The organism is Candidatus Nitrosopumilus salarius BD31 (genome assembly GCF_000242875.2).
In the GTDB taxonomy this organism is placed as follows: Archaea; Thermoproteota; Nitrososphaeria; order Nitrososphaerales; family Nitrosopumilaceae; genus Nitrosopumilus; species Nitrosopumilus salarius.
On record NZ_AEXL02000075.1, the window covers coordinates 41,252 to 62,509 of the forward strand.

The 21,258-nt window shown below is 34.6% G+C and carries 21 protein-coding genes; 15 read left to right on the forward strand and 6 right to left on the reverse strand.

All coding sequences use genetic code 11. The annotated features are described in order from the left end of the window. Positions 1-39: 39 nt before the first annotated feature. Positions 40-708, reverse strand: a complete 669-nt coding sequence (locus BD31_RS03535) for a hypothetical protein (RefSeq protein ID WP_008298597.1) — start codon at positions 706-708, stop codon at positions 40-42. A 127-nt stretch (positions 709-835) separates the two neighbouring features. Here BD31_RS03535 and BD31_RS03540 point away from each other — a divergent pair, with 127 nt between their 5' ends. Both BD31_RS03540 and BD31_RS03545 read left to right on the forward strand, forming a co-directional pair. Next, a complete protein-coding gene (locus tag BD31_RS03540; protein ID WP_048097407.1) occupies positions 836-2,398 on the forward strand; it encodes an ammonium transporter in 1,563 nt (520 codons plus the stop codon). A 70-nt stretch (positions 2,399-2,468) separates the two neighbouring features. After that, complete coding sequence (locus BD31_RS03545) at positions 2,469-3,245, forward strand: sulfurtransferase (RefSeq protein WP_008298550.1); 777 nt, start codon at positions 2,469-2,471, stop codon at positions 3,243-3,245. 9 nt (positions 3,246-3,254) lie between these two features. On the opposite strand, the gene BD31_RS03550 is transcribed toward BD31_RS03545, so the two are convergent. Beyond that, positions 3,255-5,354, reverse strand: a complete 2,100-nt coding sequence (locus BD31_RS03550; protein ID WP_008298559.1) for a V-type ATP synthase subunit I — start codon at positions 5,352-5,354, stop codon at positions 3,255-3,257. Positions 5,355-5,423: 69 nt separating this feature from the next. Here BD31_RS03550 and BD31_RS03555 point away from each other — a divergent pair, with 69 nt between their 5' ends. The 6 genes from BD31_RS03555 to BD31_RS03575 all read left to right on the forward strand — a co-directional run bounded on the left by BD31_RS03555 (position 5,424) and on the right by BD31_RS03575 (position 10,331). Beyond that, on the forward strand, positions 5,424-6,041 hold the full coding sequence (locus BD31_RS03555) for a V-type ATP synthase subunit E (protein ID WP_008298592.1): 618 nt from the start codon (positions 5,424-5,426) through the stop codon (positions 6,039-6,041). Between the two features lie 3 nt (positions 6,042-6,044). Further along, positions 6,045-7,823 (forward strand): V-type ATP synthase subunit A, encoded by a 1,779-nt coding sequence (locus tag BD31_RS03560; RefSeq protein WP_008298571.1) that lies wholly within the window; start codon positions 6,045-6,047, stop codon positions 7,821-7,823. After that, a complete protein-coding gene (locus BD31_RS03565) occupies positions 7,820-9,205 on the forward strand; it encodes a V-type ATP synthase subunit B (RefSeq protein WP_008298623.1) in 1,386 nt (461 codons plus the stop codon). The genes BD31_RS03560 and BD31_RS03565 overlap by 4 nt, the downstream gene beginning before the upstream one ends. A gap of 4 nt (positions 9,206-9,209) precedes the next feature. Beyond that, complete coding sequence (locus BD31_RS03570) at positions 9,210-9,842, forward strand: V-type ATP synthase subunit D (RefSeq protein WP_008298540.1); 633 nt, start codon at positions 9,210-9,212, stop codon at positions 9,840-9,842. Further along, complete coding sequence (locus BD31_RS11005; RefSeq protein WP_008298615.1) at positions 9,842-9,973, forward strand: hypothetical protein; 132 nt, start codon at positions 9,842-9,844, stop codon at positions 9,971-9,973. The genes BD31_RS03570 and BD31_RS11005 overlap by 1 nt, the downstream gene beginning before the upstream one ends. A 67-nt stretch (positions 9,974-10,040) precedes the next feature. Continuing rightward, positions 10,041-10,331 (forward strand): ATP synthase subunit C, encoded by a 291-nt coding sequence (locus BD31_RS03575; protein WP_008298545.1) that lies wholly within the window; start codon positions 10,041-10,043, stop codon positions 10,329-10,331. A 35-nt stretch (positions 10,332-10,366) separates the two neighbouring features. On the opposite strand, the gene pyrI is transcribed toward BD31_RS03575, so the two are convergent. Further along, positions 10,367-10,828: an aspartate carbamoyltransferase regulatory subunit gene (pyrI, locus tag BD31_RS03580; protein WP_008298645.1), complete on the reverse strand. Its 462-nt coding sequence runs from the start codon at positions 10,826-10,828 to the stop codon at positions 10,367-10,369. Positions 10,829-10,869: 41 nt separating this feature from the next. On the opposite strand from pyrI, the gene pyrB reads away from it, so the two are divergent. The 3 genes from pyrB to BD31_RS03595 are packed head-to-tail and all read left to right on the forward strand — an operon-like array spanning position 10,870 to position 13,939. After that, positions 10,870-11,799, forward strand: a complete 930-nt coding sequence (pyrB, locus tag BD31_RS03585) for an aspartate carbamoyltransferase (RefSeq protein WP_008298682.1) — start codon at positions 10,870-10,872, stop codon at positions 11,797-11,799. Positions 11,800-11,850: 51 nt separating this feature from the next. Then, positions 11,851-12,561: an LON peptidase substrate-binding domain-containing protein gene (locus BD31_RS03590; RefSeq protein WP_048097408.1), complete on the forward strand. Its 711-nt coding sequence runs from the start codon at positions 11,851-11,853 to the stop codon at positions 12,559-12,561. A 22-nt stretch (positions 12,562-12,583) separates the two neighbouring features. Next, the gene (locus BD31_RS03595) at positions 12,584-13,939 is read left to right on the forward strand and encodes a PEFG-CTERM sorting domain-containing protein (protein WP_008298707.1); all 1,356 of its coding nucleotides are present in this window, start codon (positions 12,584-12,586) and stop codon (positions 13,937-13,939) included. Here the strand turns inward: BD31_RS03595 and BD31_RS03600 are convergent. Next, positions 13,936-14,319, reverse strand: a complete 384-nt coding sequence (locus BD31_RS03600; protein ID WP_008298576.1) for a CopG family ribbon-helix-helix protein — start codon at positions 14,317-14,319, stop codon at positions 13,936-13,938. The genes BD31_RS03595 and BD31_RS03600 overlap by 4 nt on opposite strands. Before the next feature lie 90 nt (positions 14,320-14,409). Here BD31_RS03600 and BD31_RS03605 point away from each other — a divergent pair, with 90 nt between their 5' ends. Genes BD31_RS03605 through BD31_RS03615 form a run of 3 tightly spaced genes read left to right on the forward strand, consistent with a single transcriptional unit; the run spans position 14,410 to position 16,849 of the window. Next, entirely contained in the window at positions 14,410-15,315 is a 906-nt protein-coding gene (locus BD31_RS03605) for a metal ABC transporter substrate-binding protein (protein WP_008298639.1), read from the forward strand. Next, complete coding sequence (locus BD31_RS03610) at positions 15,306-16,028, forward strand: metal ABC transporter ATP-binding protein (protein ID WP_048097409.1); 723 nt, start codon at positions 15,306-15,308, stop codon at positions 16,026-16,028. The genes BD31_RS03605 and BD31_RS03610 overlap by 10 nt, the downstream gene beginning before the upstream one ends. A 32-nt stretch (positions 16,029-16,060) precedes the next feature. Next, positions 16,061-16,849 (forward strand): metal ABC transporter permease, encoded by a 789-nt coding sequence (locus tag BD31_RS03615; RefSeq protein WP_048097416.1) that lies wholly within the window; start codon positions 16,061-16,063, stop codon positions 16,847-16,849. On the opposite strand, the gene BD31_RS03620 is transcribed toward BD31_RS03615, so the two are convergent. Beyond that, on the reverse strand, positions 16,839-19,622 hold the full coding sequence (locus tag BD31_RS03620; RefSeq protein ID WP_008298693.1) for a copper resistance CopC/CopD family protein: 2,784 nt from the start codon (positions 19,620-19,622) through the stop codon (positions 16,839-16,841). The genes BD31_RS03615 and BD31_RS03620 overlap by 11 nt on opposite strands. 102 nt (positions 19,623-19,724) lie before the next feature. Here BD31_RS03620 and BD31_RS03625 point away from each other — a divergent pair, with 102 nt between their 5' ends. Continuing rightward, the gene (locus BD31_RS03625) at positions 19,725-20,357 is read left to right on the forward strand and encodes a hypothetical protein (RefSeq protein ID WP_008298585.1); all 633 of its coding nucleotides are present in this window, start codon (positions 19,725-19,727) and stop codon (positions 20,355-20,357) included. Positions 20,358-20,371: 14 nt separating this feature from the next. Here the strand turns inward: BD31_RS03625 and BD31_RS03630 are convergent, their stop codons facing one another. Further along, positions 20,372-21,235, reverse strand: coding sequence for a PEFG-CTERM sorting domain-containing protein (locus BD31_RS03630; protein ID WP_008298580.1), 864 nt, complete (start codon positions 21,233-21,235; stop codon positions 20,372-20,374). Positions 21,236-21,258: the final 23 nt, after the last annotated feature.

Below are 21,258 nucleotides of genomic sequence, written 5' to 3' on the forward strand. Positions count from 1 at the left end.
TGATTTTAATGTTTGGCGATCTGTTCTTGGGAACGAATTTTAAGTAATTTTATCTAAAAATTTAATGGCGTCTTCTTTTTCTTGCTTTGGCAGTTTTACAAAGGCTGAAAGAATTTCTTTCTGAATTATTAGTGATTCATCTGCAATATCCCTCATTTTTGAAAGATCGAAAGGAAGTAATTCTTTGATTTTATTATCACAGAAAGCCTTGACATACTTTTGGAAAATTGAGTACGTGAAAACAGGGCTAGTTTTTGCCAGATTAGTTAGAATTACTTCGAATTCTTTTTCATCAGACTCAGCCTTTGAAAAAAATTCTTTCAGCAAGTTTTCTCTATTTTTATCATCATTAATTGAGAGAGCTACCAAAATTCCTTTTTTTGTCAAATGGTAATATGGAATACCTTTCTCTTGAAGGGCTTTTGGACCTCTTTTTAGAGGCAATCTGCCATCCTCCTCTGCAATCTCCATGGGAAGTAAAATCTCATCAAGATCACGAAATATGCCCGAATAGAGATTCTTCCAAGCAATACCTTGTTTTTTTGCTATTTTTTGAGAAATTCCAGTTCTTGTTCTTTCTGCAGGATTTGCATTACTACCCAATATTGTGATGATCGACCGTTGTCTGTTTGCTTCTCCAGTTAAATCATCACCTTTAGTCTTGAATGTATCAAAAATGGCTAATTTTGATTCTGATTTTATTTTCATTTGTTCACCTGTAACATGATTTTCATATATTATGTTACTATCAGAATATACTAAAATATAATAATTTACTTTTTTACCGACTTTATAGTCTTCAATGCTTAAATAATTTCCAATTTCGATAAATTTAATGAATTCTAGGAACTACAAGTATGCTCTATTACTTGTAGCCGCAGTATCCATCACGTCAATAAGTGCAATGTCTCAGGCATTTGCACAAAGTATTGATGATGGAATGGACGGATACGTTAAAGGAACTAGTGGAATATACACTGGAAATCCTAACGAATGTTGGTTTGATGATGGCGAAGGCAACATGTTACCTTGTAAAATTGATACAGGTGATACAGCATGGATGCTAACTGCAACATCATTAGTACTTTTCATGTCCCCAGGTGTCGGTTTCTTTTATGGTGGCTTAGCCAGATCAAAGAACATCGTCAACGTACTTGGTATGACCCTTATCATTATGGGTCTAATGTCAGTACAATGGGTTCTATGGGGTTACTCACTAGCATTTGGTCCGATTGATTCTGATGCAAACATGTTCATGGGTTCACTTCAATATGCAGGATTTAATGAAGTGTCTCACTATGCACCATTAGGTGAAGCAGGTCCTTGTGGAGACACTTGGTCTGGAGCTTACCAGATGAATGCAATGGTTGAAGGAGATGTTTGTAGTCAAGGTTGGCCTGGAACTGTACCTCACCAACTATTTGCAATGTTCCAAGCAACATTCGCAATAATCACACCACTTCTAATTATTGGTGGTTTGATTGACAGAATCAAATTCAGTGCTTTGATTGTGTTTGTTCTTTTATGGGCAACCTTCGTTTACGATCCAGTAGCACACTGGGTCTGGGGCGGCGGTTACATAGGAGGAGGAGCAATCGACATTGATCCTGACTTGTCTCCATCGTTTGCATTAGACTTTGCTGGTGGTACTGTAGTACACATTACTTCAGGATTCTCTGCATTGGCAGGAGCCTTAGTCCTTGGTAGAAGACTTGGATATGGTAAAGTGCCAATGGAGCCACATAACATCCCAATGGTAGTCCTCGGAGCAGGAATACTCTGGTTTGGATGGTTTGGTTTCAACGCAGGAAGTGAAGTAATGGTAGACGGCATTACCGTAAGTGCATGGACTGTTACAAATACCGCAACTGGTATGGCTGCAGTCACTTGGGTCTTGATGTCATGGGCACATACAGGAAAACCAAGTGTTGTAGGAGCTGCATCAGGTGCAGTAGCAGGATTGGTAGCAATCACTCCAGCTTCAGGTTGGGTAGGTCCAATGGCTTCGATTATAATCGGTATTGCAGCTGGTACAATTTGTTATGCATGTATAGCATTCAAGAGTGCACGCAAATGGGATGACGCATTAGATGTATGGGGAGTACACGGAATGGGTGGTCTTACTGGTGCAGTTTTGACTGGTACATTAGCTAGTCCACACATTTGGGATACTGGAGACGGTATCGGTGCATGGACTGGAACTGCAGAAGGAATGGAACAGCAAGCAATCAGCATCATTGGTGCTGCAATATCAATAGGCTATGCCTTTGGTGTTACAATTGTAATCCTCAAAATAATGGATGCCGTATGGCCTGGCGGAATCAGAGTCACTCCTAAAGAAGAGGAGATTGGTCTCGATTTAGCACAGCACGGAGAAAGAGCATACGTAAACGAATAGAAAATACCCTTTTCTTTTCTTCTTTTTATTTAATCCAAATCAATTTAGATTTGATCATTTTATCTAAATCATGATAATCACTACAACTGAACTTGATTCAATTCTTAACAATCCTAATCTCATTATAGCTGATACTCGCTCCTTCAAAGAATATTCTGATGGTCATATTCCAGGAGCAGTACATTTGGATCTATTTTCCTTTCATTGGATTGATACAACAAAACAAGGAATTGAAAATTTCAATAATCAAACACAACATTTACTTTCATTTCTTGGAGTAACACCAGAAAAGAAAGTTGTTTTTTATGATTCTGTTTCTGGAATGCTTTCAGCTAGGGGAGTTTGGATATTGATGTATTTTTCACATCAAAATACCTCTATGTTAGATGGTGGAATTACCAAATGGAAAAAAGAAAATCGCCCACTTGAAACAAAACCTAATGGTTTCAAACCATCAAAGTTTTCAGGAAAAATTAACCCAAAAATTATTTCCGGATTTGAGTACATAAATGATAATATTGATAAAATAACAATTCTTGATGCACGCTCCCCCGGAGAGTATGATGGAAGTATAATTCGAGCTGCTCAGTCTGGTCATATACCAAATGCAATCAATATTGATTGGAACAAGAATCTCAATGAAGATGGGACTTTGAAAAATGACGATGAATTATCCCAAATGTATAATCTTCCAAAAGATTCTGAAATTGTGACTTATTGTCAGGGAGCATATAGAGCTGCAAACACATTTTTGGCTTTAAAAAAACTTGGATTCAAAAATGTTCGAGTTTATCTAGGATCTTGGGGAGAATGGGGTAATAGACTGGAACTTCCTGTTGAAAAATAGTTTTCTTTTTTATTTCTTCTTCCAAATGAATTGATTGTAAATCAATTCTGGTCTAATTTGTCTAAATGGTTGTGCACCACCTACATACCATTTTGTAAAGAATTCATACAAATGCAATCTGAGAGACTGGATATACACAATTAATCCTTCAATCATCATAATTCCCAAGTTACCTCCAATGATCATTGCCATTGCTCCACCTGATTCAGAACCTCCTAATGAAATAAATGCATTATTTACTGTCAACAACAAAGCCGCATGTACCAACAACATAATTCCAAGTCGAGCATAACTAATTGTATGTGCTAAACTTTCAACTGTCTTTCCTAACAAAACCTCCATGATTACACTTGCAGGATCTGCTCCATCTTCTGGATGTTTCTTTGCATGCATTACACCACCCACCATCATTATGACCATTGATGCAATTACAATTACAACTGCAATCCTTGTGATGATCCAAACTTGTGCCCAATCTCCAAGGAACATAGTAACCCAAGGAACTGCTTCGGTGTGAACTTTGGAATACATGTTCATTACATCATATTGAGAACCAATAGCGCACATCATTACAACTACAATGCCACCATAAAGTGCGATGTTTGGAATTGCTTCGGTAAACACTACTAGCTTATGACCTTCTTTTAATAGTCTGATAACACGTAAAGTCATTGCCCAAACTAGATGCACAATTCCAATGAATAATGAAACTTTGAGAATGTTAATTACTTGTTCAAATGTTAATTCTGCAACACTAAGAATACCTACTATCCAACTTACTGAATAAAGTGCTCCGCCTTCTTCCAACAACCCTTCAAATGGACCCATATGTTCAAGATGATATCCAAACGCTTCTCCTGCACCTACACCAGCTATAGCTGCTGAGGCTCCAGAAATTGCAATGAGCATTCCCCATCTGGAAAGTTCTCCCTGTCCTTTGAATTTGAATAGTAAACCTAATGCCATTAGTAATAGTCCGTGACCCATGTCTGCAAACATCAATCCATAAAAGATTGGCCACATCAAAGCAATCATAGGTGTTGGATCTGGTTCTCCAGATTTTGGAATTCCCTGACTTTTTGTAATTACTTCAAAAGTTTTAACGAATTTTTTATTGTCAAATAATGTTGGAATCTCATCTTTTAATTTAGGATCCGTTATGTCTTCTACAATTGACATCCATTGTTTTGTTACGTCAGTAAATTTAGATTCCATTTTTTCTGGAATAAATCCCTGAATGACTGCAAAATTCTTTGTTCCTCCAGGTTTTCTTAAAGTCTCAAGTACATCTTTTGCAACTTGAGCTTTTTCATGAATGGAGAGAATATCTCGTCTGATCTTCTTTGTTAATCCGGATAATTGTTTTTTGATTGCTGCTTGTTTTTCAGTTAATTCTTTGATCTTTGTTTCTGCAAGTGCATAAGCTTCACTTGGGATTTGTGGAAATCCTTCTGGAATTTTAAAAGTGGTTGAATTAAAACTCCTTAATATTTTTAGAACTTTCTCAGAATCTTCAGTATCTGAAATAACCAAAATTGCTGATTTTTCTTTGCTTTCTAAATCATATTTGTAAATTGTAACCTTCTCAAGTGAACGACTAATCTCATCAAAGTCTGCAGAATCAATTACAAAGAGATTTGTGAAAAAATATCTCATTAACCCAAATCCAGAAAGATCTATCTTCATTTTTCTAATTACTTCTAAGGTATCTTTGAGTGCCTTGTAATCTTCAATTGAAAGTCTAGTATCAGCATCATCTTGTAATAATTTTGCTGGCTCATCAATAATGGAAGGAGCTTCTTTTCTTAATTGCTCTACCATCTCTTCAATTTCATTAATTTCAAAATCTTTTTTCTTGATAACAGTTCCTTTGAATAATATCTCCATAATTCCTACCTCTAAAGGAATCCCCATTCCTTTGACCACATCATCTATTGACTGAAAAGTTTGTTGTGCTTTTAGTAGAAGATCATCAATTTCAGGAGTTACCAGATCACTAGCAGAATCAATTTTGTGATACCACTCAAACTCGGTTAATCTCGAAATTGCTTTTGGAGAGTCACTTCTTGGTAAAATTACGGTTCCTAATTTTAGATCGGCTGTTCCCAAGACAAATTTTGGGTATTTTTATTGAGTTTAATATCTTTCTGATTCTCATCCCAAACATTAAAATCCATTATGGGTCAACTGCACCCATTGACATCTAATTCTGCATTAGAAAGTACAATTGACAAAATTCTAACAAATACTGAAAAAAATATTGTTTCCAACATAAAATCAGCACTTGATGATTCACAACAAAACCTGGATGATGCTATTCCAAAATTAGACAGTGAATATGATAAAATTATTTCTGATGCCAAAAAAGAGGCAGATAAGATTGAAAAACAGATCACAGGAAGTTCAGACATTGAAGCCAGAAATAAACAACTTTTAGCATTAGAAGAGGCTGTTGACAGAGTATTTTCTACAGCATTAGACCAAATTGCAAATGCTGATCGTAGTGGTGATTATTCAAATCTCATTAAGACTTTGATTGAAGAGGCTATTCAAATTTTAGGTACTTCAGAAATTTCAATTTCTACAAATACAAAAGACAAAGATATTGTCCAATCTGCTTTATCTCAATTTTCAGGAGCTGAACTATCATCTGAGACAATCAATTGCCTTGGAGGAATTAAAGTAAAATCCAAAGACGGTGCAATGACATTTGATAATACGATCGATGCAAGAATTGAACGTCTGAAGCCTTTAATAAGGAAAGAAATTGCAGCAAAATTCGGAGTAGGAAATTAGAAGATGGCAGCTCAAGGTAGAATTGTTTGGGTAAGCGGTCCAGCTGTAAAAGCAGATGGCATGTCTGATGCCAAAATGTATGAAACTGTAACTGTAGGAAATTCAAAATTAGTAGGTGAGGTAATTCGACTTACCGGAGATGTAGCATTTATTCAAGTATACGAATCAACAAGTGGTCTTAAACCAGGTGAGCCTGTAATTGGTACTGGAAACCCCCTTAGTGTATTGTTAGGTCCTGGAATTATTGGACAACTTTATGATGGAATTCAAAGACCACTAAGAGAATTATCAAAAGCATCTGGTTCTTTCATTGGAAGAGGTATCACAACTACTGCTGTTGATATGACAAAAAAATATCACTTTGTTCCAACAATAAGTAATGGTGATGTAGTTCATCCTGGATTCGTTCTTGGAACTGTCCAAGAAACTGATCTTATTGAACACTCTATTATGGTTCCACCAGATCATCCTGGTGGAGTTATCTCAAACCTTGTATCTGAAGGAGATTATGATTTAGAAACTGTACTAGCTACTGTTGAGAAAGATGGACAATCTCTTCCACTCAAAATGTATCACAAATGGCCTGTACGAAAACCACGTCCTTACAATAAGAGATACGATCCAACTGTTCCACTCTTAACAGGACAACGTGTTATTGACACATTCTTCCCAATTGCAAAAGGAGGAACTGGTTCAATCCCTGGAGCATTTGGAACAGGAAAAACTGTAACATTACATCAAATTGCAAAATGGGCTGATTCTCAAGTTGTTGTTTACATTGGTTGTGGTGAAAGAGGAAATGAAATGACTGAAGTATTAGTTGAATTCCCACATCTTAAAGATCCACGTAGTGGAAAACCATTAATGGATAGAACTGTTCTTGTAGCAAATACTAGTAACATGCCAGTAGCAGCAAGAGAAGCAAGTATCTACACTGGTGTTACAATTGCAGAATATTACAGAGATATGGGTAAAGACGTTGTCCTTGTAGCAGATTCTACAAGTAGATGGGCTGAATCACTTAGAGAAATGAGTGGTAGATTAGAAGAAATGCCTGCAGAAGAAGGTTATCCATCATATCTTGCATCTAGATTAGCAGAATTTTATGAAAGAGCAGGTCGTGTTAAAGCAACCGGTAGCCCAGACCGTGACGGTTCAGTTACTTTGATTGGTGCTGTATCTCCATCAGGTGGTGACTTTACCGAACCAGTTACAACTCACACAATGAGATTTATCAAAACTTTCTGGGCTTTGGATGCAAAACTTGCATACTCTAGACATTACCCATCAATTAACTGGATGAACAGCTATTCTGGTTATCTTGCAGATATTGCAAAATGGTGGAGTGAAAACATTAGTGAGGATTGGTTTAAAATTAGAAGTGAAACTTATGGTATTTTACAAAGAGAAGATACACTAAAAGAAATTGTCAGACTCTTAGGTCCTGAAGCATTACCTGATGAAGAAAAATTAATTCTTGAAGTTGCAAGAATGGTAAAAATTGCTTTGTTACAACAAAACTCCTTTGATGATGTTGATACTTATTGTAGTCCAGAAAAACAATTCAAATTAATGAAATTATGTGTTGACTTTTACAATAAGGGACAACAAGCACTCAAAGAAGGTGCATCATTATCTGATATCCGTGAACTAGGTGTAGTGAGCAGTTTGCTTAAAGCAAGAATGGATGTCAAAGATGATGAGATGCCAAAACTTGATCAATTAGATAAAGATATGCAAGAACAATTCAAATCAATTTCAGGAGTGAAAGTATCAAATTGACAACAGAAGGCGGAGTTCAATATAGTAAGATTGCAGAAATTAAAGGCCCTCTAGTTGTTGTAGATGATGTTGAAAACGCAGCATTTGATGAACTCGTTGAAATTGAAACTACTGAAGGCGAAAGAAGATTAGGTAAAGTTCTCGAAGTAGGAAACGGCAAAGCAATTGTTCAAGTCTTTGAGGGAACAACTGGATTATCAATCTCTGGAACTAAAGCAAAATTTGTAGGTAAAGTAATGGAAATGCCAGTATCAAAAGAAGTACTTGGTAGAGTATTTGATGGATTAGGAAAACCAAAAGATGGACTCCCAGATCCAATTGCTGATAAATTTGTAGACATTAATGGAGAACCAATGAATCCAGAACAACGTGAATATCCAAAAGATTTCATTCAAACTGGTGTATCTGTAATTGATGGGTTGATGACTCTAGTTAGAGGACAAAAACTTCCAATCTTTTCTGGTTCTGGTATGTCTCACAATCTATTAGCAGCCCAAATTGCAAGACAAGCAAGTGTTGTTGGAACATCTGATGACTTTGCTGTAGTCTTTGCCGCAATTGGTGTGCAATACAGTGAAGCAGAATATTTCAGACGAAGTCTTGAAGAGTCTGGCGCACTAAAAAGAAGTGTTCTATTTCTAAATACTGCAGATGATCCTGCAATTGAAAGAATCATTACTCCTCGTGTAGCTTTAACTGTAGCAGAATATTTGGCATTTGATTTAGGAATGCACGTTCTAGTTGTAATTACTGATATGACAAACTATGCTGAAGCACTAAGAGAGATTAGTGCAGCAAGAGAAGAAGTTCCTGGAAGAAAAGGATATCCTGGTTATCTTTACACTGACCTTTCAACACTTTATGAAAGAGCAGGAAAACTCAATGGAAGAAAAGGAAGTGTTACACAAGTTCCAATTTTATCAATGCCATCTGATGATATTACTCACCCAATACCTGACCTTACTGGTTACATTACAGAGGGACAAATTGTAGTTGGTAGAGATTTATTCAGACAAGGGGTTTATCCGCCAATCAATATTTTGATGAGTCTTAGTAGACTGATGAAAGATGGAATTGGTGAAGGAAGTACTAGAGCAGATCATAGTGAAGTTTCTAATCAGGTTTATGATGCTTATTCTAGAGCACAAGAAGTAAGAGCACTAGCAGGTATTGTAGGTAAAGCAGGATTAACTGAAATTGACCTCAAATACTTGGAAGTAGGTGATACATTTGAAAAAGAATTCCTTACACAAGCAACTGATGAGAACAGAACTATTGAAGAAACACTTACTCTTATGTGGAAGATTGTCTCAAAATTACCAAAGAATGAGATTACTAAAATCAAAGACAAGTACGTTGAACAATATTACAAGGAAGAGTAACTAAATGTCATTTGGACAAAACGTTGCAGCAACAAAAATCGAACTTTTCAAATATAAAAAATCCAGTCAAATAGCCGTAATGGTTCAGCAAATTTTAGATGATAAACGTAAGGTACTCTTAAAAAATATTGAAGAGATGATTCAAGAAGCATCAAAAGCTAGAGGTGGAATTTGGGATCCTTTACAAGACATTTACAAATCAGTTAACGAAGCATATTTGGCGCTAGGAACCAATACTGTTGATTCTGTTGCAGAATCCACTCCACCAGTTATGGAAGTAGAAGTTCATGTTAGAAGGGTTGTTGATGTGAAAATTCCCGCACTCACAGTTACAGAAAAGGACACAAAATCCATGCCATATGGATTTGCAGATACAAACTCTTCAATTGATAGAGCTGCAAAACAAATCAAAGAATTAATGCCAAAAATTTGTAAAGCAGCAGAATATGAAAATTCTATTTTTAGTCTTGCAAAAGCATTAGAAAAGACACAAAAATTGTTAAACGCACTTGAAAATGTCATTATTCCTCAGTACAAAGATAATATTCGATTCATTCTTTCTACACTTGAAGAGAGAGAAAGAGAAGAATTCGCAAAGTTAAAAAAAGTCAAGGCAAAGATGGAAAATAGAGGATAATGGCAAAAGAAGAAATTAAAAAATTACTTGAAAACTCTAAGAAAGAACTAGATGGAAATTATGATAATTTTCTAAATTCCATTAAAGACGATCTGAAATCATTCAAAAAGAAAACACTAGATCGAATTTGAGTCTCATATCTCATCATGATTTAAATATGGACCCAATGGAGTCTGAACGTAAATGAAAACTATCGTCATGTTACTTTTGGCAGCATCAGCAATTTCAATTCTAGGTTCAACTGGAATTGCATTTGCACAAGAAGATTCTGCATCTAGTGGTGACTCTATGAAACTTCTCGGTGCTGGTTTAGCATTTGGTATTGCAGCCGGAGGAGCAGGAATAGGTCTTGGTCAAGTAGGTGCAGCAGGTCTTGCAGTCATTAGTGAGAACCCAGCTTTACAGTCTAAGGTGTTCATCTTCGTAGGTATGGTCGAATCAATCGCAATCTACGGTATAGTTATGATGTTTATCATCTTAGGACAATAGTCCTTACATCATCTTTTTCAAATTTTTAGATTTTTTTAATTGTATTTTAGCTTGTTTACATCTAAAACTCTGGCACAATATCTGCACTTGAGTACTCTGCCTTCCTTATCGATCACATCCATAACTGATTCAATGTATTCTGTACTGTTTGTGATGCAATCTGGATTAGAACATCGAAATATTCTATCTATCTCATTTGGTAATGAAACCCTCCGCTTTTCCACAAGTTTGTATTCTTTTATCATGTTGATTGTTGCTTTGGGAGCAATGACTGCAAGCTTGTTTGTATCGTCATCTTTTAGAAACTTGTTTTCTACCTTGATAATGTCTTTTTTCTTAAATTTCCCGCTGGGAACATTCAAGGCAATAGTAATTAGACTACCATCTTTGCCATCTATTCTTAGTGCATTAAGTACCTGAAGACCCTTACCTTCATCAATATGGTCAATTACAGTTCCTTCCTTAATTCGTCGAACCATCAGGTCGGACTGTTCCATCAGAATACTTTGTATAGTCACCTGTATATATTATTGAAAGAATGAACGAGTTCTATCAAAAAGACGTTATTTCAATTAAGGATTTTAACAAAGAAAAACTCGAAAAAATCTTTGCCTCAACAGATAGAATTATTCAATTAAATCCAACCGAAAGACGTGAAATTTGTAAAGGCAAGACGTTAGGTTATTTGTTTTATGAACCAAGTACGCGAACTAGACTAAGTTTTGAATCTGCCATGGCATCAATTGGTGGAAATTCATTAGGAATTTCTGATATCTCATCATCATCAACTCAAAAAGGCGAAAGTCTTGCTGACACTGTACGAATAATGTCAATTTATTCTGATGTTCTAGTTTTACGTCATCCTTTAGATGGTTCAAGTAGATTTGCATCTGAAATTTCTGAAAAACCTGTAATCAATGCAGGTAGTGGTACAGAAGAACACCCTACGCAGGCAATTCAGGATCTATTTACAATTAAAAAAGAAAAGAAAAAGATTGATGGTCTAAAGATTGGTATTGTAGGTGACTTAAAGTATGGACGAACTGTTTATTCTTTGCTGTATGGACTTGGAAACTATGATGTTGATGTTCATTTAATTTCTCCAGAATCACTTAGAATTAGATCAGATTCAACTTATGAAATCAAAAAGCGATTGGAATTTACTGAATCTACAAACATAGAAGATCACATTGATGAACTTGATGTTCTTTATGTTACAAGAATACAAAAAGAGAGATTTCCTGATGAAGAAGAATATCTCAAAGTCAAAGGAAGTTATGTTGTAGGATTAGATTTGTTGAAACAAATGAAAGATGATTCAATAATTTTACATCCACTTCCAAGAATTGATGAGATTTCAGCTGAAGTTGATCAAACAAAAAATGCAAAGTATTTTGAACAGGCTGAATATGGAAAACATACTCGTGCTGCCTTGTTAGGCTTGACACTAAACGAGAATGATTTCTAATTTTTAAAAAATCCGTATTCCATATATCTAGAGAGAATTAACTATGACTATATGTCGGAAACAAAAATTATTCCCATCTTTCCATTAGATTTGGTATTGTTTCCTAGACAGGAGCTCCCTCTTCGAATATTTGAGCCTCGTTACAAACAGCTAGTTGATGATTGTATGCTTGGAGATGGACAATTTGGAGTATGTTTGATTGATGAAACAAATTCTGTTAATGGGTGGAATTCGCCTAAAATGGTAGGAACTATCGCTAAAATTTCTAAATGTGAGGATGTTAGTCTAGATGGATTACAACTTCACATTGAAACAATAGGAAGAAACTCGTTTAAAATTAAAAGAATAATCCCATCGTCAATTCCTCAACCTACAAATTATGATCCTCTTTCAGTAGAAGGACATCAAGAAATATCCGAAATGCATGAGAAAATTGGTACTGGAGAGAAAATGTACATTCAAGCTGAAGTTGAAATGCTTCCAGAAATAGATGAGAACATTTCATATGAAAAATGGGAAAAATTGGTTCAGCTATGGAAAAAGAAAATTATCTCACAAGCATTACCTCAAATTGTTGAACCACATGCATTAGATCATGTTTTAGAACAATACTATCTTAATACAGAAACACCTACCATAGATTACGTTTATTCATTATCTGCCCTTGGTGCAAAGGATCCAAATGAACTTCAACCAATACTTGAGGCAAGAACAATGGATGAATTAATCAAAAAAGTTGAGGAATTGCTGACAGTAAAATAGGCCTTATGGAAAAGAAACACTGATGAGATTTACAGAATTTGGAATTTTAATTATGGTATCATGCTTGTTGTTTCCAGCAAGTAATGTTTTTGGTCATGGACTAGGAATTGATACAATTTCGTCAATAGATGTACAAGGAAAAGAATTATCTGTTTCAGTAGAAATGCCAATGGTTTTTGAAAATGATCAAGAACAAATCACAATAACTGCAACTGAAAAGAAAACAAAAGAAAATGCAAAAAATGTTACATTTCTAATTGGTTTGTTTCATGATGATAAAATGATCTTCAGGAATTACTTTTTTGCAGAAAATGGTGTTTTACCAATTACAATAAGGCCAACCCAAGATAGTGACATTACAATTAATGGTGAGCAGGACTCTCTACTTGGAGCTTGGCATGGAACTGAATCTAATCCAATTGAAATTACTGGACCTTTGTTTAATTCAGGTGGCTTGTACAATTTTGAGATTGAAATTAGAACTATAGATGAACCTACAAACATCATAGAAAATTCTGGCATCTATAATGCTGATTTGAGCATAATTGAGACAGTTTCTTTCATCCAAAAAGATTCTGAAAACAATGATGTGAAATTCCGTTCAAAATCATATTTTGACACAATTTCTAATTTCAAATATGATTCTGAGGCTAAACAAGTTACATTTGAAATGCCCTTTGACTGGAGTGAAAAACAAATGTCTCATGTATCTGTAGTGCATATTGAAACTCATTTCCCAAAAAATTTCATTGAATTTTTGTCGCCTAGTTATTCTGGATATGCAAATGGCGTTGAACTATTCAAATCCTCAGTATCAGTTGATGATTATACAGAAGATGATGAAAGAATCATCCATCTTGTCTTGTTACAAGATCATTTACGATTTATAAAAAATCAAATGAAAAAATCTGATGAACCACTTCCTGAAAATATTAAATTTATAATATCAGCTAGTGAGGATACATCTTTTCCACTAGAAGCATATACCAAAAGTGAGGACTTTAAAGTGAATCTTTCATGGGATCCTTTGAATGTTGAACCTGGAATTCCAACAAATTTTATTTTTACAATTAGAGATGGAAAAACAAATGAGCCTCTAAGAAATTCTGATTATACAATTGTAATTATTCAAAATGGCAAAGAGATTCATCGTGTGTCTGGAACTGCACAAGTAGGTGGAGAATTTGAGAAATTTACTTTTGCAGAAGATCAAACTGGTCCTACAATTATTAAATTTGAAAATATTCGAAATACAGGTCAAGAAACTGAATTTGCACTAGTCGTTGCACCCGAATTTGGAGCTATTACATTACTGATACTAGTAATTTCAATAACAAGTATAATTTTTGTAACAAGAAAAAATTCGTTAAATATCTAGAGTGTAACTAGTTTGACAGTATCCATGTTTTTGTTTGTTTGAAAATCTTTTGTCATTGTAGAAACCTTCTCAGCATCTCCATCAATTAGAAATAATTCCATACATTTTTCTTTCTCAATTTTACTGTGCAAATGTGTCGTAATCAAATCTTCGAAATTATGAGTTATTCCAGAAACAACATGATCAAACTCATCATTATGTACTACCAAAAGAATTGCATGAATATTTCCAGATAAATCCGCCTTTTGTTTTTCTTCAGAAACAAATGCCCTTATTCCTGCCCTGATAGCCTCCGACCTGCCAGAAAATCCCATTGAGGATTGTAGCCTGTCTAATTCTGAGAGAATTTCATCATTTAATGAAATAGAAACTATTGGCATATGCCTAATGTTATTAATTATCTTATAAGTTTAGCAACTAATCTTATTAAGATTTTATAAATTTATTAATAATCTGACATGAATTGCAGCGTGAATCTTCAGATAAAGCTTGCAATAATTGCTATAATTACTGTGATTCCGTTAAGCTCGATTGTAGTTTATGGAACTAATTCTGATCAACGATTTACAACAATTGATAACTCAAAACTACAAGTCATTTCTTCATTTAATCCTCTGTATGAATTCTCAAAAAATATTGGACAAGAAAAAGTCGATGTTGTTTTACTTTTGCCAGTTGGAGTTGAACCACATGATTGGGAACCAACAATTAAAGATGTACAAAGAATGCAAAAGTCTGATCTCATAATCATTAATGGAATTGGTTTTGAAAATTGGGTTAATAATTTACAAGAAACTAATTACTCTGGTAAAATAATTGATACAAGTCTTGGAATTCCAACTATGAATTCTAATGATGAACATTTTCAAAAATCTACAGATCCACATATTTGGTTAAACCCGGTTTATGCAAAAATTCAAGTACAAAACATTGCAGATGCGTTTTCTCAATCAGATCCTAAAAATGAACAATATTATCAATCTAACGCAGCAAAATATCTAGAAAAATTAAATTCGCTTGATTCAAAAATTCGAGATGAATTATCTGGTTGTAATCATGATTTTGTATCTTTTCATAATGCATTTTCTTATTTTGCAGATGAGTATAATCTTAATCAACACACAATTATCTCATCAAATGATTCACACGGAGAAGTGACTGCAAAAACTCTTGAGAATATTATTTCAACATCTAGAGAGTTAGATCTTAAAGTAATTTTCAGTGAAGAAAATATTGATACACGTACATCTAACATAATTGCAAATGAGATTGGAGGAAAAGTTCTAATTCTCTCGCCATTGGAAGTTTCATCTGATGAAACTTACATATCTAAAATGACACAAAATCTTGAAAATCTGAAAGAGGCATTATGTTGATAGTAGAAATCAAGAATCTAACTGTACAATACCCTGATGTAAAAGCACTAGATGATGTCAGTTTTGGAGTCAATCAAGGTGACTTTTTAGGCATAATTGGACCTAACGGAGCCGGAAAATCTACCTTGTTTGATTCAATGCTGGGGCTAAATACAAAGTATGAAGGAACTATCAAATTTTTTGGTGAAGATATTAGAAAATCAAAAAACTATCTTAAAGAAATTGGATATGTACCACAAAAACCAATTTTTGAAAAAAATTTTCCTGCTACAGTTAGCGATGTAGTAAGAATGGGATTAAGAAATGAATCTGATGAAAAAAAAATTGATGAAATTTTACAACAGTTATGGATACATGAACTTCGTAAGAGAAGAATAGGTGAATTATCTGGAGGACAACTTCAGCGAGTCTTTATTGCAAAAGCATTGGTAAATAATCCGAAAATCTTGATTCTAGATGAACCTGTTACAGGAATTGATCAACAAAGTATAGAACTATTCTACAGTATTCTTCGTGAATTAAATTCAAAACAAAAAATTACTATTATCTGGTCTTCTCATGATTTGGATGCTGTTAATCAACTGGCAAATCATGTAGCTTGTCTAAATAGAACATTATTTTTCCATGGTGAATCTGAAAAATTCTTTTCAAACGATGAACTCGTCAAACAATATTCTGAAGCTTCGATGCAAGAACATATGCATCATCATTAATCATGTCTCTTGAAATTCTGACATACAGTTTCATGCATAGAGCATTAATTTCTGGAATTGCAATAGCAATCCTTTGCTCAATAATTGGATTGTTTTTAGTTTTACGACGGTATTCATTATTTGGTGATGCAATAGCACATTCTTCATTTGGAGGAATTGCATTGGGCTTACTAGCAGGAGTTTATCCTCTTTGGACAGCTTATGGTATTTCAATAGCTAGTGCTCTAATTATTACAAAAATCAAGGACAGATACAACATCTCTGGTGATGCATCAATTGCAGTATTGCTGTCATCAGGAATAGCTGTTGGACTTGTAATCATTGGTCTTTCAGGAGGCTTTACAATAGATATCTTTAGTTTCCTATTCGGAAGTATTCTTCTAGTAAGTGTAAATGATACAATACTGATCTTATCATTAACTGGTGGAATTCTAATTGTAATTTTGTTACTTTATCGACAAATTCTTTATTCAACATTTAACGAGGAACAGGCTAAAGTTAGTGGAATTCCTGTTGAAAAAATTAATTATTTGATTGTATTTATGGCAGGATTGACTGTAGTTACATCAATTCAACTAGTAGGTGTATTACTAATTTCATCATTATTTGTAATTCCTAATGTTACTGCGATTATGTATGGGAAGGGGTTCAAACAAACTGCAATTATTTCAATAAGTTTCTCAATTTTCTCTGTAGTTATAGGAATTTTAATTTCATACATTTTTGATATAACTCCTGCTGGAACTATTGTGTTATTGTCAATTGGTCTATTTGCAGGAACAATGGGAATAAAATCTACTGGATTATTATCTAAGCATTAATCAAAGAGTTTAGTCTTCTTTTATCCTTGATACTTCTTACAAAAAATAATGATGTTGCAATTATCCCTAATGCAATAAGAGGTGAAGCAACTTCTGTATACTTTAATTCAAAATTATTTATAGAATTTATCTGAGTAGCATCAACTGGAATTTCTGTAGTTTTTACAGTTCCTATTTTGTTTGATTGTTGTTCAACAAACCATACATTATCATCACCATCAGATGTCATAAATTGAATAAATGTAGTATCTGTAGGTACTGGAATTTCAAGTAAGTTATTGTTATCTGGATCATAGACTCCCATTTTATCAACTGTATGTTGAGCAAACCAAATATTGCCATACTTATCAAATGTCATACCAAAAGGTAAGGCATCTTTGTCTGGAACTGAAATTCGCTCAAATGTCTCTAAAACTGGATTAAATTTGGTAATTGCCAAGCCTGTATGCTCTGCAATCCAAAGGTTGTCATCATCATCGAAAAGCAATGCCTCTGGTCCTTGTAGTGGAGGCTCTTTTGTAAATTCTGTTATTTTGTTGTCTTTTGGATCAATATATCCTATTTTTCCTGTACCTGTTGCTGAAAACCACATTTTTCCATCATCATCAAGAGCTAAAGCAAACGGTAAATTTTCTTTTCCTGGCAAAACAATTTCTTCAAATTCGTCACTTTCTGGTAAATATTTGATGATTCTGTCTTTATTGATTATTGTAATCCATATGTTTCCATCAAAATCTGACTTGATGAACAGTGGTGTGTTGTCTGAGATTGTAGGATCAAGTTTTGGAATAGATTTTGTTGTTATTTGTTTTGTTTGAGGATCTATGAACCCGATCTGATTTCTTGGTGGATCTAAGAACCAAACTCTATCCTGATTATCTTGTGTAAGAAATGTCGTAACTAGTCCGTCAAACGAATATGATGCAAACTCTTGTGAGTCCAGGGAAAATTGCCATACCCGTGGTGCAGACGCATCACTTATCCAAATTGAATCATGTCCATCATATAGTGGGAAGAGGGGTTTTGCATCTTCTGGTAGTTCGTATTCGATAATTTGGGTTTGAATGTCTGTCAGTCTTGGTTTTACTAGCAAATTCAAAAGTTCTGATTCATTGGCATTTTCTGTTCTTTGAGCTTCGATATCCACTAACCACTCTCCTGAAAATCCAAATGTTAATTCCCCTTGGAATTCTTTTGGTCTGTTTTCTTCTTGCTTAACTAATTCCATTGGCACTTCAATTGGTGCAATGTTTTTTGATGGATTTGATACCTTTACTTTTAGTTGATCTGAATCATCTAGTGGGTTTCCATCAAAGTCACTTACTTTAACCAAAATTGTGTTTGAACCACTCGAAAACGGAGAAATATCAATACCAAATTTTATGTTTTCAGTAAATTCAAGTGTCTTGAATCCATAAACAACCTCTTGGGCATCAACTTTTTGAATTTCACCTGCCGGTAAGGTTCCATTTGTTAGTAATGCTACAACTCCAAGAAGAATAATTCCTAACGCTGCATCAACTTTAAGTGATCTTTTTAGTTTTTTGTGAACTGAAATTTTTCCTGATGAAAAATTTGCTTCTGCGCTTTTTTGAACTTTAAATTGGAAGAATGCTCCAAATCCTACTATTATTGCAGCAATTGAAATTTTTAAAATAATTAATTGACCATAAATTGATTCTGTAATAATTCCTAGATTTGATTCTAAGAACCACATAAGTGTAGGTCCTGAAATTATAACAATTCCAACTGAAATAATGAAAGCTATTGAAAATCTTGGAATCAGTACCAGACTCATTTTCTCTCGGTTTGATTCTTTTAATTGTGAAAATGTTGGTAATAAAATGAAAACAAAATAAAATATTCCGCCTATCCATACTGCTGAAACCAAATTATGTATGTAATCTAAAACTAATGCTGGTGTTTCTCCACTAGCTGCACCATGTCCGATCATACTAGAAGTACCAATTAATGCAAGCATAGCTACAAGTAATGGCATTTGGTTTTTCTTTGATAGCATTTTTTTCCTATCCAATGTAAACCAGATTCCCAACAAAATTACTGTGATACTCATCCTGATAATCCAAGTAAAACCAAAATCTGTCTGAATTGCATCTATAACTGATGCCTCCAATCTAATAGATTGCATAGCAATCATCAAAATATTTGAAACAAAAATCAACATCAGACCAATTCCTGTAATTGACATGAATTTACCATGATGAAATGATTCTATTTTATCAAGTTCTTCTTTGATTAGTTGTTTGTTTTGAGTTCCCCAAATTATTAGTGATGCAATTACTGCGCCTAAAACAATTGTCTGACCTACAAGTCCAGGAAATCTTGCCCCTGCTTCAGGTAAATATACAATTTCTGATGGTCCTTTTTGTTCAAGCAAGGAAGGATCAACTACGATGTCTCCTACTGCAAACAGAAATGCATCTGGAACAAGATGTCCATCCACTTTGGAGAGAGTTTTAGTTGAAACAGTATAGATTCCATCTTCTAATGGTGGTGTTGTAACAATTAGAGATTGTTCGTCTTCGTAGTATTTGGTATCTTTGTTATCTATTTGATCTCCATTAGAATCAAGTACTTTCAATTCACTAAAATTAATGTCAACCGGTTCTGAAAAATATGCAATTATCTCTGTAGTGCCGGTAGGTGCATTAGATGTTAGATTTGGAATTGTTTTTTCGGTGAACGGATGAGCATATACAAATGGAATAGAAATAAACGAAATAATTAGTAGACAGATTAGAATTTTTTGCATTTAACCTTCACTTCATTATTGATAATTTAAACAGTTTTCATTAATTCGATATTTGTACCAATTCACGTAAAGATAATAACGTGTTATTACAAAATGATAATTATGAAAATCGTAATTTTCGGTATAATTGGTTTGTTGTTTTTTGTAGGTAGTATTGCACCATCATTTGCACATACTACTGTCCATGTTGAACAGTATCAAATTGAAGCAGGTTGGGGAATTGAACCTCCTGTAGTAGGAATACGAAATGATCTTGCCTTTAAAATTACTCAACCTGGTGAAACTGAAGGATCATACAAAGGAGTTACTAGTGTTTTCAAAGATGTAGATGCCACTGTAATGTTTGGAGGGGCTTCAAAAAAAATTAATGTTGACTCTGACCCTAGACCTGGATACTATTTCTCACCAATTATTCCAACTAAAACTGGTACCTACATGGTAGAATTCAAAGGCAAAATAGATGGAACTGTAATTGATATTAAAATTCCAGTTGAAGATGTAGAGTCTACTGCAGTCTTAGATTTTCCTCCTACAAACAGTGAAGGAACTGCAGATATTACTGCACTAAAGAATGCAATTTCATCATTACAACAAGATGTTTCAAAACTGAAATCTGGTGAGACATCTGTTTCTTCTTCTGACGGTGGAATATCTTATGACTTTGCAGTACTTGGATTGTCTATTGCAGCTGCGGCAATAATCTTAGCGATAATTGCACTAATTAAAAGAAAATAAGAAAAGAGGAATTCCTAAAACCTTGGAATGACTCTAGATTTTGCAGTGACTGCAACTATGCTTATGATTGCAACAGCTAGTACCATCATTGCAATTGTACCAAATTCTGGAACAACGTTTGAAAATACTACTTCTTCACCAATTGGTCCTGTTTTAGGATCATCTACTCCATAACCTTGGAAAGTTACAGTGATGTCTACTGGATCAGAAGAACTTAGTGGTGCTGTTGTATGCATACCTGTGCCATCATGATGATGTGCACCTTCATCATTCAAAACTACTTCACCATTTTGTGTTACCAACATATCGTGGTTAACATGTTCTGCACCTTCAAATTCAATAGAAATCTCCATTGCTTCGCCTGCAGTTGGTGTTGAAGTCCAGATTGAAACTTTTGTACCATCTGATAACATTCCGGTTGCAGATGCAGCACCTTCTATGTGCATCATATCACCTTCGTCACCATGATCATCATCATGCCCTGCTTCTTGTACTATGATCAAACCTTTCATCCAAGGATGTACCATGCAGAAAAATGGAACTTCACCTGCTTCTGTTGCAGTCCATTCAAAAGAATTTCCTGCCATCAACAAACCAGTATCAAATTCACCACTTGGGCCACCTTCTGCTGTACCTGCTGTAAATGTGTGTGCTGCAGTATCAGTATTTGACATGATTACTTTACCACCAACATCTATTGTTGCAGTACTTGGAATGTAACATCCATCTGCGGTATCTTCACAACCTGGTGCACCAGAACCCGGTGCTGGAGAGATTGTGACTTCGGTATGATCTGCAAAAGCAGCTGGTGTCATTGCGACAATACCTGCTGCGATAGCAAATAGTACGAAGAAAGAACTAATTACTTTAGTCTTCATTAAGCAATTTACTGATTCGGATA

Excerpts from the sequence above, each read along its gene's own strand:
- BD31_RS03535 (WP_008298597.1), bottom strand. The coding sequence starts at position 708 with ATGAAAATAAAATCAGAATCAAAATTAGCCATTTTTGATACATTCAAG.
- BD31_RS03540 (WP_048097407.1), top strand. The coding sequence starts at position 836 with ATGAATTCTAGGAACTACAAGTATGCTCTATTACTTGTAGCCGCAGTA.
- BD31_RS03545 (WP_008298550.1), top strand. The coding sequence starts at position 2,469 with ATGATAATCACTACAACTGAACTTGATTCAATTCTTAACAATCCTAAT.
- BD31_RS03555 (WP_008298592.1), top strand. The coding sequence starts at position 5,424 with ATGGGTCAACTGCACCCATTGACATCTAATTCTGCATTAGAAAGTACA.
- BD31_RS03560 (WP_008298571.1), top strand. The coding sequence starts at position 6,045 with ATGGCAGCTCAAGGTAGAATTGTTTGGGTAAGCGGTCCAGCTGTAAAA.
- BD31_RS03570 (WP_008298540.1), top strand. The coding sequence starts at position 9,210 with ATGTCATTTGGACAAAACGTTGCAGCAACAAAAATCGAACTTTTCAAA.
- BD31_RS11005 (WP_008298615.1), top strand. The coding sequence starts at position 9,842 with ATGGCAAAAGAAGAAATTAAAAAATTACTTGAAAACTCTAAGAAAGAA.
- BD31_RS03575 (WP_008298545.1), top strand. The coding sequence starts at position 10,041 with ATGTTACTTTTGGCAGCATCAGCAATTTCAATTCTAGGTTCAACTGGA.
- pyrI (WP_008298645.1), bottom strand. The coding sequence starts at position 10,828 with ATGGAACAGTCCGACCTGATGGTTCGACGAATTAAGGAAGGAACTGTA.
- pyrB (WP_008298682.1), top strand. The coding sequence starts at position 10,870 with ATGAACGAGTTCTATCAAAAAGACGTTATTTCAATTAAGGATTTTAAC.
- BD31_RS03590 (WP_048097408.1), top strand. The coding sequence starts at position 11,851 with ATGTCGGAAACAAAAATTATTCCCATCTTTCCATTAGATTTGGTATTG.
- BD31_RS03595 (WP_008298707.1), top strand. The coding sequence starts at position 12,584 with ATGAGATTTACAGAATTTGGAATTTTAATTATGGTATCATGCTTGTTG.
- BD31_RS03600 (WP_008298576.1), bottom strand. The coding sequence starts at position 14,319 with ATGCCAATAGTTTCTATTTCATTAAATGATGAAATTCTCTCAGAATTA.
- BD31_RS03615 (WP_048097416.1), top strand. The coding sequence starts at position 16,061 with ATGCATAGAGCATTAATTTCTGGAATTGCAATAGCAATCCTTTGCTCA.
- BD31_RS03620 (WP_008298693.1), bottom strand. The coding sequence starts at position 19,622 with ATGCAAAAAATTCTAATCTGTCTACTAATTATTTCGTTTATTTCTATT.
- BD31_RS03625 (WP_008298585.1), top strand. The coding sequence starts at position 19,725 with ATGAAAATCGTAATTTTCGGTATAATTGGTTTGTTGTTTTTTGTAGGT.
- BD31_RS03630 (WP_008298580.1), bottom strand. The coding sequence starts at position 21,235 with ATGAAGACTAAAGTAATTAGTTCTTTCTTCGTACTATTTGCTATCGCA.